9 protein-coding genes and 1 pseudogene are annotated in these 13,028 nt (G+C 70.2%); 2 read left to right on the top strand and 8 right to left on the bottom strand.

Annotation, left to right across the window (positions count from 1 at the left end; genetic code table 11):
- Positions 1–18: 18 nt before the first annotated feature.
- Positions 19–1,383, top strand: a pseudogene (locus OG972_RS17805) (MFS transporter); the annotation flags it as partial.
- Here OG972_RS17805 and rarD read toward each other — a convergent pair.
- Entirely contained in the window at positions 1,358–2,350 is a 993-nt protein-coding gene (gene rarD, locus OG972_RS17800; protein WP_266982682.1) for an EamA family transporter RarD, read from the bottom strand. The pseudogene OG972_RS17805 and the gene rarD sit on opposite strands and share 26 nt — an antisense overlap.
- A 184-nt stretch (positions 2,351–2,534) precedes the next feature.
- On the bottom strand, positions 2,535–3,395 hold the full coding sequence (locus tag OG972_RS17795; RefSeq protein ID WP_266982680.1) for an SDR family oxidoreductase: 861 nt from the start codon (positions 3,393–3,395) through the stop codon (positions 2,535–2,537).
- A gap of 110 nt (positions 3,396–3,505) precedes the next feature.
- Here OG972_RS17795 and OG972_RS17790 point away from each other — a divergent pair, with 110 nt between their 5' ends.
- Positions 3,506–3,889: a helix-turn-helix domain-containing protein gene (locus OG972_RS17790; protein WP_266982678.1), complete on the top strand. Its 384-nt coding sequence runs from the start codon at positions 3,506–3,508 to the stop codon at positions 3,887–3,889.
- Here OG972_RS17790 and OG972_RS17785 read toward each other — a convergent pair.
- The 6 genes from OG972_RS17785 to OG972_RS17760 form a co-directional block, all read right to left on the bottom strand.
- Positions 3,877–5,832 (bottom strand): APC family permease, encoded by a 1,956-nt coding sequence (locus OG972_RS17785; protein WP_266982676.1) that lies wholly within the window; start codon positions 5,830–5,832, stop codon positions 3,877–3,879. The two genes, OG972_RS17790 and OG972_RS17785, sit on opposite strands and share 13 nt — an antisense overlap.
- Positions 5,833–5,994: 162 nt before the next feature.
- A complete protein-coding gene (locus OG972_RS17780; protein WP_266982674.1) occupies positions 5,995–7,074 on the bottom strand; it encodes a 2-oxoacid:ferredoxin oxidoreductase subunit beta in 1,080 nt (359 codons plus the stop codon).
- Positions 7,067–9,040 carry a 2-oxoacid:acceptor oxidoreductase subunit alpha gene (locus tag OG972_RS17775; RefSeq protein WP_266982672.1) on the bottom strand — a complete coding sequence of 658 codons (1,974 nt, stop codon included), beginning with the start codon at positions 9,038–9,040 and terminating at the stop codon, positions 7,067–7,069. The genes OG972_RS17780 and OG972_RS17775 overlap by 8 nt, the downstream gene beginning before the upstream one ends.
- Before the next feature lie 261 nt (positions 9,041–9,301).
- Positions 9,302–9,961: a response regulator transcription factor gene (locus OG972_RS17770; protein WP_037693221.1), complete on the bottom strand. Its 660-nt coding sequence runs from the start codon at positions 9,959–9,961 to the stop codon at positions 9,302–9,304.
- 206 nt (positions 9,962–10,167) lie between these two features.
- Complete coding sequence (locus tag OG972_RS17765; protein WP_266982670.1) at positions 10,168–11,523, bottom strand: sensor histidine kinase; 1,356 nt, start codon at positions 11,521–11,523, stop codon at positions 10,168–10,170.
- Positions 11,524–11,772: 249 nt separating this feature from the next.
- Positions 11,773–12,972, bottom strand: coding sequence for a sensor histidine kinase (locus tag OG972_RS17760; RefSeq protein ID WP_266982668.1), 1,200 nt, complete (start codon positions 12,970–12,972; stop codon positions 11,773–11,775).
- Positions 12,973–13,028 lie beyond the last annotated feature (56 nt).

Genomic DNA, 13,028 nt, shown 5'->3' with positions numbered 1-13,028 from the left:
GAGACACCTGTGTCCACCATGCCCTCGCGCGCCCGGGCCCTGCTCCTCGTCCTCTGCGGCACGATCTTTCTGGAGGGCATCGATGTCGCGATGCTTGCCGTCGCGGTCCCCTCGATCAGATCCGATCTCTCCCTGCCGACCAGTGCCACCGCCTGGGTGATGAGTGCCTACGTCCTCGGCTACGCCGGGTTCACCCTGCTCGGCGGGCGCGCCGCCGACCTGTTCGGCAGGCGCCGGATGTTCCTCGTCTGGCTCTCCGTCTTCCTGGTCTTCTCCGGACTCGGAGGCTTCGCCGACCGGGGCTGGATGCTGATCGTCGCCCGCTTCGTCACCGGGGTGGCCGCCGCGTTCATGACGCCCGCCGCCATGGCGCTCATCACCACCTCGTACGAGGAGGGGCCGCAGCGCAACAGGGCGCTGCTGGTCTTCGCGGGCACCGCGGCGGGCGGCTTCTCGCTCGGGCTCGTCATCGGTGGGCTGCTCACCCAGCTCGGCTGGCGCTGGGTGTTCTTCGCGCCCGTCCTGCTGGCCGGCGGGATCCTGATCGCCGCGCTCCGCACCGTCCCCGCGGAGGCGCGCCCGGTCCGCACCGGCGGCTTCGACCTGCCGGGTGCCGCCGCTGCCGCCGGGGCGATGCTGCTGCTCGCGTACGGGATCGTGCGCCTGGAACACGGTACGACGGACTGGGCGTGGACCGCCGGGGCCTTCGCGGCGGGGCTTCTCCTGATCGCCGTCTTCGTCCTGATCGAACGCCGCTCGCCCGCCCCGCTGGTCCGGCTCTCCCTGCTGCGGAGGGCCTCGATGGTCCGGGCCGACCTCGGCGCCCTGCTCTTCGTGGGGTCCTTCTTCGGGTTCCAGTTCGTGGTGACGCTGTATCTCCAGGAGCTGCGCGGCTGGTCCGCACTGCAGACCGCCCTCGCCCTGGTGGTGATGGGCGCCGACGCGGTCATCGCACCGACGCTCACCCCTCGGCTGGTGAACCGTTACGGCAATGCGCGGGTCGTCCTCGGCGGATTCGTCGTCGCCATCGTCTCGTACGGACTCTTCCTGCAGGTCGGGCCGGACTGGTCGTATGCGGCGATGTTCCCGACGCTGCTCCTCACCGGCACCGCCTTCGCCCTGGCCTACGGTCCGCTGACGATCGCGGCGACCGACGGCGTACCGGACAGCGAGCAGGGGCTGGCGGGCGGGCTGCTGCACACCTCGACCCAGTTCGGTTCCGCAGTCGGCATCTCCGCGGTGACGGCGGTGTACGGGCTCGCCTCGGCGGGCACGGACGGCGGGCCCGGAGCCACCCTGGACGCCTTCCGTGCGGCGCTCGTCGTGCCGGTGGCGATGGTGACGCTGGGCGCGCTGATCACTGCTCTCGGGCTGCGTACGAGGAGTCCGCGCCGGTTGCCGGAGACGTCCGCTCCGGCAACGCCGGTGTCGCCGCCGTCGCCGCAAGCCGCGCGGCCTGCGCCCTCGTCCGCCGCGCCGTCCGGAACGCGTCCCACGTCAGCAGCGTGAGCGCCAGCCACACCAGCGCGAACCCGGCCCACCGCTCCGGTGGCATCGCCTCGTGGAAGTAGAGGATGCCGAGGATGAACTGGAAGACCGGCGCCAGGTACTGCAGCAGGCCCAGCGTCGAGAGCGGGACGCGGATCGCCGCCGCACCGAAGAGGACCAGCGGCGTGGCCGTCACGACACCCGTCGCGGCGAGGAGCGCCGCATGGCCGGCGCCGCCGGAGACGAACGTCGCGTCGCCCTGCGCACCGAGCCACAGCAGATAGCCGAGCGCGGGGACGAACAGCACCGCGGTCTCGGCGGTGAGCGACTCCAGGCCGCCCATGTTGACCTTCTTCTTCACCAGGCCGTACGTCGCGAAGGAGAACGCCAGCGTCAACGAGATCCACGGCGGACGTCCGTAACCGATCGCCAGAACAAGCACGGCCGCGACGCCCGTGCCGACCGCCACCCACTGCACGGGGCGCAGCCGCTCACCGAGGAGCAGGACGCCCATGGCGATGGTGACCAGGGGGTTGATGAAGTAGCCGAGCGACGCCTCGACGACGTGGCCGTTGTTCACGGCCCAGATGTACAGACCCCAGTTGACGGTGATCACGGCCGCGGCGACCGTGATCAGCCCCAGCTTCTTCGGCCTGCGTATCAGCTCGCCGATCCACGCCCAGCGGCGCAGCGCGAGCAGCGCGATGCCGACGACGGCGAGCGACCAGACCATGCGGTGGGCCAGGATCTCGATGGCGCCGGACGGCTTCAGCAGCGGCCAGAAGAGCGGGACGATCCCCCACAGGCCATAGGCGCCGATGCCGGACAACAAGCCCGCCCGCTGTTCATTTGTCCCCTTCACGGGCCCTCCCGGCATCCCTCGCGTCAACTGCTCCGTCGACTGCACGACGGTATCGCCGGGAGGGCCCGGTGTCATAGCCGTATCGCAATACGGTCATGACGCCGGGCCCTTCCGGTGCGGAGCGAGGGCTCAGAGCCTGTCGGGTGACCTCTGACCGGGCGATCGAAGGTCACCCGACAGGCTCTCAGGCGGCGGCGACCGCGGCAGCCACCGTCTCGGCCATCGGCGTCGTCGGGCGGCCGATCAGACGGGCCAGGTCACCGCTCGTACCGGCGAGCAGGCCGCGCGCGATCGCCTCGTCGACGTCGACGAGGATCGCGGCGAAGCCCTCGGGCAGACCGGCGCCGACCAGGATCTCCTGGTGCACGGCGGCCGGGACGTTGTTGTACGCGATCTCCTTGCCAGTGGCCTTCGACACCTCGGCCGCGTACTCGGCGAACGACCAGGCGACGTCGCCGCTCAGCTCGTAGGCCTTGCCGAGGTGGTCCTCGCCGGTCAGTACGGCGGCCGCGGCAGCCGCGTAGTCGGCGCGCGTGGCGGAGGCGACCCGGCCGTCGCCCGCGTTGGAGACGACGGCGCCGTGCTCCAGGACCGGGGCGAGGTTCGCCGTGTAGTTCTCCGTGTACCAGCCGTTGCGCAGGAAGGTGTACGGCAGGCCGGAGTCGAGGATCAGCTGCTCGGTGACCTTGTGCTCGGCGGCCAGCTGGAAGTCGGCGTCCGGGCCGCCCAGCACTCCGGTGTACGCGAGCTGCGCGACACCCGCCGCCTTCGCCGCGTCGATGACCGCCGTGTGCTGCGGCACGCGCCTGCCCACCTCGCTGCCGGAGATGAGCAGGACGCGGTCCCCGGCCTTGAAGACGCCGGTGAGGGTCTCCGGGCGGTCGTAGTCGGCGACCCGGAGCTCGACACCGCGGGCGGCGAGGCCGGCGGCCTTCTCCTTGTTGCGGACGACGGCGGCGATCCCGCTCGCGGGCACGGTCTCCAGCAGTCGGTCGACGACGAGACTGCCGAGCTCTCCGGTGGCTCCGGTGACGACGATGCTCATGGGGGGTTTCTCCTCTTTGGCTGCTCTGGTCCTTGTTCGTGCTCTCTGTCGCTCACCCTAGGGGATGCACTAACCAAGAGAAAGTACCCACTTTGAAGTAAGGTACTGGTATGAGCGTAAGCAAGGTGCCCGATGTGAACCGGCAGATGTGCCCCTCCCGCCTGGTGCTCGAACACGTCACCAGCCGCTGGGGCGTCCTCGTCCTGGCCGCCCTGCTGGAGCGCTCCTACCGCTTCAGCGAACTGCGCCGCGAGGTCGGCGGCGTCAGCGAGAAGATGCTGGCCCAGACCCTCCAGACGCTGGAGCGCGACGGCTTCGTGCACCGGGATGCCAAGCTGGTGATCCCGCCGCGGGTGGACTACACGCTCACCGAGCTGGGCAAGGAGGCCGCCGAGCAGGTGTGGGGGCTGGCGCGCTGGACGGAGCGGCGTGTCGACGCCGTACACGCCGCCCGCGAGTCGTACGACGCCCGGAAGCAGGATCAGTCCGGCTGAGGCGCTCGTCCCTCCTCCAGCTCCCGCAGCGCCCGCGAGACATCGAACGGCAGGATCGTCACCGCCACGTGCGGCAGCTGCGCCAGTGCCTTCGACATCGCCTCGCCGGTGCCCCGGTGCAGCATCTTCCCGAGCGCGTTCCGGTACAGCCGCCGCGGCACCAGGACCGTCAGCGATGTCTCCCCGTCCGCCGTGGTGCGGGTCGCGAGCTCCCGCATCGCATGGCGCAGCCGCCGGTCGGGGCAGGCCACCAGCTCCAGTGGCACGGAGGTCGCGGCCGTCGCCCCCCAGCGGGCGGCCAGCCGCCTGCCGTGCGCCTCGTCGATTGCGAAGTGCACCGCCCGGATCTCGTCCGGGCGCAGCTCATGGGCGTACCGAAGTGCCTTCAGCGTCGCCAGGTCCAGCGTCTCCACGAGGACGAACACCAGATGACGCCGGACCCGCGGCCGGTCCGCGCCCGGTGCCTGGAGGCTTCGCAGTGCGGCGGCCTCGCGCCGGTATTCGCGGTTGATCCGCATCAACGCCCAGACGCCGAGGGGGAAGACGATCACGACCAGCCAGGCGCCCTCGGTGAACTTGGTGACCGCGAAGATCAGCACCACGGCCGCCGAGACGGCCGCGGCCAGCCCATTGACCGCGATCTTCAGCCGGCGGTACCGCTCGCGGCGGCGCAGGTGGTACGCGGTGAGCCCGGACCCCGCCATGGCGAACGCGGTGAACACGCCGATCGCGTACAGCGCCACCAGCTTGTCCACACTGGCGCCCGTGACGAGCAGCAGCGCCAGCGAGACGACGGTGAGCGCGATGATCCCGTTGGAGAACGCCAGCCGGTGCCCGCGCCGGGTCAGCACCCGCGGCAGAAAGCGGTCCTCGGCGACAAAACTGGCGAGGAACGGGAAGCCGGTGAAGGGCGTGTTGGCACCCGTGTAGAGGACCAGCGCCGTCGCCAGCTGGACGAAGACCAGCCCGGCCGTCCCGAGCGGGCCGGCACCGAAGGCGAGATGAGCCTCCTGCGCGATGACGGTGGGTGTGCCGTCGGTGTACGGGACGGCATGCGTGAAGTGTGCCAGCGTGGAGACGCCGAGGACGAGGACGCCGAGTACACAGCTCATGGTGATGAGGGTGCGGCGGGCGTTGCGGCCCTGCGGTTCGCGGAACGCGGAAATGCCGTTGGAGATCGCTTCGAGTCCGGTGAGCGACGAGCCGCCGTTGGCGAAGGAGCGCAGCACGATGAAGAGCGAGGCGCCGTACGCCCAGCCGCTGCCCGGCGTGCCCAGCGGAACCACCCCGGCCGCATGCAGATCGGCGTGCGGCAGCCCGACCGTCAGCCCGCGCACCGCGGCGACGAGCAGCACCAGACCGACCGCGGCCATGAACAGATAGGCGGGCAGCGCGAAGGTCCGGCCCGCCTCGCGGATGCCGCGCAGATTCCCGTACGCGAGCAGCACGATCACCGCGACGGAGACCGGCAGCTGGAGATGGTCCAGGCCGGTCCAGCCGCCCCCGGCCAGATGGGCGAGGGAGATGAGGGCGTTCGTGCCGGCCGACACCTGGACGGCGACGGTCACGATGTAGTCGACGAGCAGCGCCACGGCGGCGATCTGCGCGACGTTCGGCCCGAAGTTCTCCCGGGCGACCACGTACGAGCCGCCCGCCCGCGTGTAGATCATGACGACATCGCTGTAGCAGAGCGTCAGAAGCAGCAGGACCAGCAGGATCGCGCCGGTCACCGGCATGAGGAGGGTGAAGGCAGCCGCCCCGACGACGGGCACGAGGACCCGGAGCATCTCCTCGGAGCCGTACGCGGACGAACTGATGCAGTCCGAGGCGAGCACCCCGAGCGCCGTCCGGTTGTTCAGTTTCTCGTCACTGATGCGCTCGGTGGTGAGGGGTTTGCCGAGCAGGCGTCGTTTGATGCGGTACGCGGGACGGTCCAGGGCCATGGGCACATGAGAACGGGTGCCGGGCCGGGAGCGGTGAAGACTCCCCGGCCGGGCACCCGTACGGTGCGCCTCACGACGTCCCAGGGGGTGTCCGGCGGATCAGCCGGGGCCGCGACGAGTGGAACGGTCCGACCCCGATCCGCCGGGTCACCCGAGAGGCTCTCAGCCGACGACCGTCCAATTGTCGTTGCCCGCGAGCAGCGCGGCCAGATCGCCCTTGCCGTTCTGCTCGACCGCGGTGTCCAGCTGCTCGGCCATCTGCGTGTCGTACACCGGCCGCTCGACGCTGCGCAGCACCCCGATCGGGGTCTGGTGCAGCGTGTCGGGGTCGGCGAGCCGGGACAGCGCGAACGCCGTGGTGGGGCTGGCGGCGTGCGCGTCGTGGACCAGGACCTGCGACTCGTTCTCCGCGGTGACCTCGACGACCTTGAGGTCGCCGGTGGCCGGGTCGCGCACCACGCCCTTGGACTGTCCGGTGCCGAAGCGGATCGGCTGCCCGTGCTCCAGCCGGATCACCGCGTTCTCGGCCTTGTCCTTGTCCTTGAGGACCTCGAAGGCGCCGTCGTTGAAGATGTTGCAGTTCTGGTAGATCTCCACCAGCGCCGTGCCCGGGTGGGCGGCGGCCTCGCGCAGCACGCCGGTGAGGTGCTTGCGGTCGGAGTCGACGGTGCGGGCAACGAACGACGCCTCCGCGCCGAGGGCCAGCGACACCGGGTTGAACGGGGCGTCGAGCGAGCCCATCGGCGTCGACTTGGTGATCTTGCCGACCTCGGACGTGGGGGAGTACTGCCCCTTGGTGAGCCCGTAGATCCGGTTGTTGAACAGCAGGATCTTCAGGTTCACATTGCGCCGCAGCGCGTGGATGAGGTGGTTGCCGCCGATGGACAGCGCGTCGCCGTCGCCCGTGACGACCCAGACGGACAGGTCGCGCCGCGAGGACGCCAGCCCGGTCGCGATGGCCGGGGCCCGGCCGTGGATCGAGTGCATCCCGTACGTGTTCATGTAGTACGGGAACCGGGACGAGCAGCCGATGCCGGAGACGAAGACGATGTTCTCCTTCGCCAGACCGAGCTCGGGCATGAACCCCTGCACGGCGGCGAGGACCGCATAGTCACCGCAACCGGGGCACCAGCGCACTTCCTGATCGGACTTGAAGTCCTTCATGGACTGCTTGGCCTCGGCCTTGGGCACCAGCTGCAGTGCCGGGAGCCCGGTGGGGAGTGCCTGGTCGGTGTTAGGCATCGATGGCCTCCTTGAGAGCTGTGGCGAGCTGCTCGGCCTTGAACGGCATTCCGTTGACCTGGTTGTAACTGTGGGCGTCCACCAGGTACTTCGCCCGGATCAGCGTGGCGAGCTGGCCGAGGTTCATCTCCGGGACGACCACCTTGTCGTAACGCTCCAGCACCTCGCCCAGATTCCGCGGGAAGGGGTTGAGGTGGCGCAGATGGGCCTGCGCGATCGACTGCCCCTCCGCCCGCAGCCGGCGGACGGCGGCGGTGATGGGGCCGTACGTGGAGCCCCAGCCGAGCACCAGGGTCCGGGCGCCGGAGGGGTCGTCGACCTCCAGGTCGGGGACCTCGATGCCGTCGACCTTCGCCTGGCGGGTGCGGACCATGAAGTCGTGGTTCGCGGGGTCGTACGAGATGTTGCCGGTGCCGTCCTGCTTCTCGATGCCGCCGATGCGGTGTTCGAGACCGGGAGTGCCGGGGACGGCCCACGGGCGGGCCAGGGTCTGCGGATCGCGTTTGTACGGCCAGAAGACCTCGGTGCCGTCGGCCAGCTCATGGTTGGGTCCGGAGGCGAACTGCACGCGCAGGTCGGGGAGTTCGTCGACGTCGGGGATCCGCCACGGCTCGGAGCCGTTGGCGAGATAACCGTCCGAGAGCAGGAACACCGGTGTGCGGTACGTCAGTGCGATCCGGGCGGCGTCGAGCGCGGCGTCGAAGCAGTCCGCCGGCGTCTTCGGCGCCACGATCGGCACCGGGGCCTCGCCGTTGCGTCCGAACATCGCCTGCAGCAGGTCCGCCTGCTCGGTCTTGGTCGGCAGACCGGTCGACGGGCCGCCGCGCTGGATGTCGATGATGAGCAGCGGCAGTTCGAGCGAGACGGCCAGGCCGATGGTCTCCGACTTCAGCGCCACACCCGGACCGGACGTCGTCGTCACCCCGAGCGAACCGCCGAACGCCGCACCGAGCGCCGCACCGATGCCCGCGATCTCGTCCTCCGCCTGGAAGGTGCGGACGCCGAAGTTCTTGTGCTTGCTGAGCTCGTGCAGGATGTCGGAGGCCGGGGTGATCGGGTACGAGCCCAGGTAGAGCGGCAGGTCCGCCTGCCGGGCCGCCGCGATCAGCCCGTACGACAGGGCCAGGTTCCCGGAGATGTTCCGGTACGTACCGGTGGGGAACGTCTGCGTCGCAGGCGCCACCTCGTAGCTGACCGCGAAGTCCTCGGTGGTCTCACCGAAATTCCAGCCCGCCCGGAACGCCGCCACGTTCGCCTCGGCGATCTGCGGTTTCTTGGCGAACTTCGCCCGCAGGAACGCCTCGGTGCCGTCGGTCGGCCGGTGGTACATCCAGGAGAGCAGCCCGAGCGCGAACATGTTCTTCGAGCGCTCGGCCTCCTTGCGGGAGAGCCCGAACTCCTTCAGCGCCTCGATCGTCAGCGTCGTCAGGGGCACCGGGTGGACGTTGTACGCCTGCAGCGAGCCGTCCTCCAGCGGACTGGTCTCGTAGCCCACCTTCGCCATCGGGCGTTTGGTGAACTCGTCGGTGTTGACGATGATTTCGGCGCCGCGCGGCACATCGCCGATGTTCGCCCTCAGCGCCGCGGGGTTCATCGCGACCAGTACGTTCGGGGCGTCGCCCGGCGTGAGGATGTCATGGTCGGCGAAGTGCAACTGGAACGACGAGACGCCCGGCAGGGTGCCTGCGGGGGCCCGGATCTCGGCCGGGAAGTTCGGCAGCGTCGACAGGTCGTTCCCGAACGACGCCGTCTCCGAGGTGAACCGGTCACCCGTGAGCTGCATGCCGTCTCCGGAGTCACCCGCGAAACGGATGATCACCCTGTCCAGGCGGCGGATCTCCTTCTCGCCGACGCCCGCTTTCTCGGAATGGGGGGCGCGTTGTCCCCCGAGAACAGTCTCGTCGGCCTGATCGGCGTCGTTGGCCTCGTCGGCCTGTCCGGCTGGGCTACTGACCTGGCTGGTCACTGAACTGGACCTCCCTCGGGGCGGCGGCTCGGGACCGTCCGGCCCGCCGGCGGTCCCCAATGCCACCCTACGTCGGTAAGGGTCGCCTTCCCTGGAACGGTCACATGGTGGACGCCACTATGAGACGCATTTTTGTACCGCTTTGCCATATTCCGCGAACCCCCTGGGCTGTCGGTCGACGTCGTTCGCTGCTTCTCGGCGCTCATCCTTTGGTCCCAGGCCCTCGATCGGCCACAGATGACCTGACAGGGTGTCAGGTTCTCAGGATTTGAGATAGGTCAGAACGGCCAGCACGCGACGGTGATCCCCGTCACTGGGCGAGAGCCCGAGCTTCAGAAAAATATTGCTGACGTGCTTCTCCACCGCGCCGTCGCTCACCACCAGCTGCCTGGCGACCGCGGAGTTCGTCCGCCCCTCCGCCATCAGGCCGAGCACCTCGCGCTCGCGCGGCGTCAGCCCGGCCAGGACGTCCTGCTTACGGCTCCGGCCCAGCAGCTGGGCCACTACCTCAGGGTCCAGCGCAGTACCGCCCTGTGCCACTCGGACCACCGCGTCGACGAACTCACGGACCTCGGCGACCCGGTCCTTCAGCAGATACCCCACCCCCCGGCTGCTGCCGGCCAGCAGCTCGGTCGCGTACTGCTCCTCGACGTACTGCGAAAGGACCAGGACCCCGATGCCGGGATACTCCTTGCGCAGCCGCACCGCCGCCCGTACGCCCTCATCGGTGTGGGTCGGAGGCATCCGCACATCGGCGACGACCACATCCGGCAGCTCGTCCTGTGCGGCGAGATCGCTCACCGTCTTGATCAGCGCCTCGGCGTCCCCCACCCCGGCGACGACGTCATGTCCGAGATCGGTCAGCAGCCGGGTGAGTCCCTCCCGAAGCAGTACCGAATCCTCGGCGATGACCACCCGCACCCTGTCCTCCACCACGACGCTTTTCCCCCACTGCACTGGTCCGCCGGCCCGTGGCCGACGGAAATCCGTCCCCTGGCCCCTCCAGCATCCCAGCATCGGCCTGCCGATGGGGACTGTGCCGAATGCTTGAGGGCACAGGTAGGGCGAGGGAACGCCCGTGAGGGGGACGGGAGGGGACGGCGGCAGCGGGCCGGGTGGTCAGGCTCTCAGCCGCGCCACGGGAGCTCGGCCGTGACCCGCGTCGGCCCGCCCACCGGGGAGTCGACGACGAGGATGCCGTCCACCGCGTCCAGCCGCTCGGTCAGACCGGCCAGACCGCTGCCCGCCGACAGGTCCGCGCCACCCCGCCCGTTGTCAGTGACCTGCAGCATCAGCCGGTCGGCCGTACGCCACACATCAACCGTCGCACGCGTCGCGTACGCATGCTTGCTGACGTTCTGCAGCAGCTCGGACACGGTGAAGTACGCAATCCCCTCGATCGCCTGCGCGGGCCGTGACGCCAGGTCCACTTCGACCGTGACCGGGACGGTGCAGCGGGAGGCGATGGCGGAGAGCGCGGCGTCCAGGCCGCGGTCGGTGAGGACGGCGGGATGGATCCCCCGGGCGAGGTCGCGGAGCTCCTGCAGGGCGACCTTCACCTCGCCGTGCGCCTCGTCGACCATGCGGGCGGCGGCCTCGGGGTCCTGCGCCAGCTTCTCCTTCGCCAGACCCAGATCCATGGCGAGGGCGACGAGCCGGGCCTGCGCGCCGTCGTGCAGATCGCGTTCGATGCGCCGCAGGTCGGCGGCGGCGGTGTCCACGACCACACCCCGGTCCGACTCCAGCTCCGAAACGCGCGACGCCAGCCGGGACGGCCCGAGCAGCCCGTACACCATCACCCGGTCCACGGACGTCAGACCACGGATGATCCACGGGGTGACGAGCACGAGTATCAGACCGAACGCACTGGTCACGGCCAGCTCGAAGGACGAGTCGAGATAGACGTCGTGCGTGGCGTCGCCGTACAGCTGGATGCCGTCGATCCCCGCGTACGCCGGGAAGACCCACTGCCACAACGGATACGTGAGGGCAGCCCACCCGTACGTCCAGAACGTCAACGAGACGATGAACGCGAAGACCGCCCACGGGAAGTGCAGCAGCGCATAGAGAAGGTGCCGCCAGGACGCCCCGCTCTTCAGCACCGCGCCGACCCAGGACATCAGCCCGCCGGTCCTGCCGCGCACCGGCGCCGGATCCGCCACGCGGAGCCTCAGCAGCCCCCGCGCCCGGACCCGCTCCATGGCACCGAAACCGCGGCACATGGCCAGGGTGCCGGCAAGGAGCGGAATGCCGAGGAACGTGATCAGCAGACCCGCACTGGCGGAGGTCAGAGTGACCGCGAGGCTGAACAGCACCACACTGATGGGCAGACTCAGCAACAGATAGCCGAACTCGCGCCAGGTCCTCGCCTCGAACGGCGCGCGCAGCACCGCAGGAACGACGTGCTTCACCGAGGAGTGGTCCTCGGGGCCGGAACCGGACCGCTGAGGGTCGCGAGTGTCCGGTCCGTATGCCGTGGCCATGGTGCCGTCCGTTTCTCTGCTCGGCGGGTGGAGTGGTTCCTCTTCGACGGCCCGTCCAGGCCGCCACCTCAAGAGTGCTGCCCGGCGGGACTCCTCACCATGAGGCCGGTATCCCTTTTCGACCGGGGGTTTTCCCCACCCCCGACTGCGGCCTGGGCCCCCTCCTGCGGAATTCGGACCGGAGCAGGGAGCCGGGTCCGACGCGCGTACCCGCACCCCGCGAGCCCGGCACGATCCGCAGGAAGGGTCCTACGGCCGTTTCGCGACGCCCGCGCCGTCCCCGCCCCGGTCCCGCCAGGGCAGCTCGGCCACCACCGTCGTCGGCCCGCCGACCGGTGACGTCAGGACGAACAGCCCGTCCACCGCCCCCAGCCGCTCCGCCAGCCCGGACATCCCCGTACCGCCGTCCATCCGCGCCCCGCCGCGGCCGTCGTCACTGATCTGGATCAGCAGTCGTTCCCCCGACCGCCACACCTCGACGGACGCCGAACGCGCACCACTGTGCTTGCTGACGTTCTGCAGCAGCTCGGACACGGTGAAGTACGCAATCCCCTCGATCGCCTCCGCGGGGCGCGACGGCAGATCCACGCCCACCGTGACCGGGACGGTGCAGCGGGAGGCGATGGCGGAGAGCGCGGCGTCCAGGCCGCGGTCGGTGAGGACGGCGGGATGGATCCCCCGGGCGAGGTCGCGGAGCTCCTGCAGGGCGACCTTCACCTCGCCGTGCGCCTCGTCGACCATGCGGGCGGCGGCCTCGGGGTCCTGCGCCAGCTTCTCCTTCGCCAGACCCAGATCCATGGCGAGGGCGACGAGCCGGGCCTGCGCGCCGTCGTGCAGATCGCGTTCGATGCGCCGCAGGTCGGCGGCGGCGGTGTCCACGACCACACCCCGGTCCGACTCCAGCTCGGCGATCCTGCGCTCCAGCTCGTCCGAGGGCGAGAGCAGCCCCCGCGCCATCGCCCGGTCCGCGTTGGTCAGCAGCCGCGCCGTGAAGGGCAGCACGGGCCACAGGACGAACAGACTCACCAACGTCACCGTGAACGTGAGCACGCCCCAGGGCAGCCGCATGAAGGAATACAGCACCGCCCGCCAGCCCACCGGATCCTTGAGACTCGACCACAGCCACGGAAGGACGCCGCGGTCACGGCGGCCCAGCGCGGTCGCGCTCGGCTCGTCGATCCGCACCCCGAGCAGCGCACGGGCCCGGCCCCGCTCCGCCCTGCCGAGCAGTCGCGCCCCCTGCAGCCCGCCGGCGAGAAGCGGCAGACCCACCACCGTGAGGGAAAGCCCCACGCCGACACCGATCATGAAAACTGTGTAAACAAACCCGGCAACCGCCACCGGCAGGTTGGACAGGAGATAGCAGATCTCCTTCCACGTCCACGGATCCAGTGCGAAGCGGGCGGGCGGCGGCCGGTCGTTGTCGGGCGCCGGGGGGCTCGAGGTCATGCGCCCAGCCTGCCGGGCCGGGCCTGCGCACGCCATGGGGTTCATGGGCGGGGCGA

It is taken from the genome of Streptomyces sp. NBC_01669 (assembly GCF_026339735.1).
Classification (GTDB): Bacteria; Actinomycetota; Actinomycetes; order Streptomycetales; family Streptomycetaceae; genus Streptomyces; species Streptomyces yanii.
This window is presented reverse-complemented; position numbering and strand designations above follow the sequence as displayed.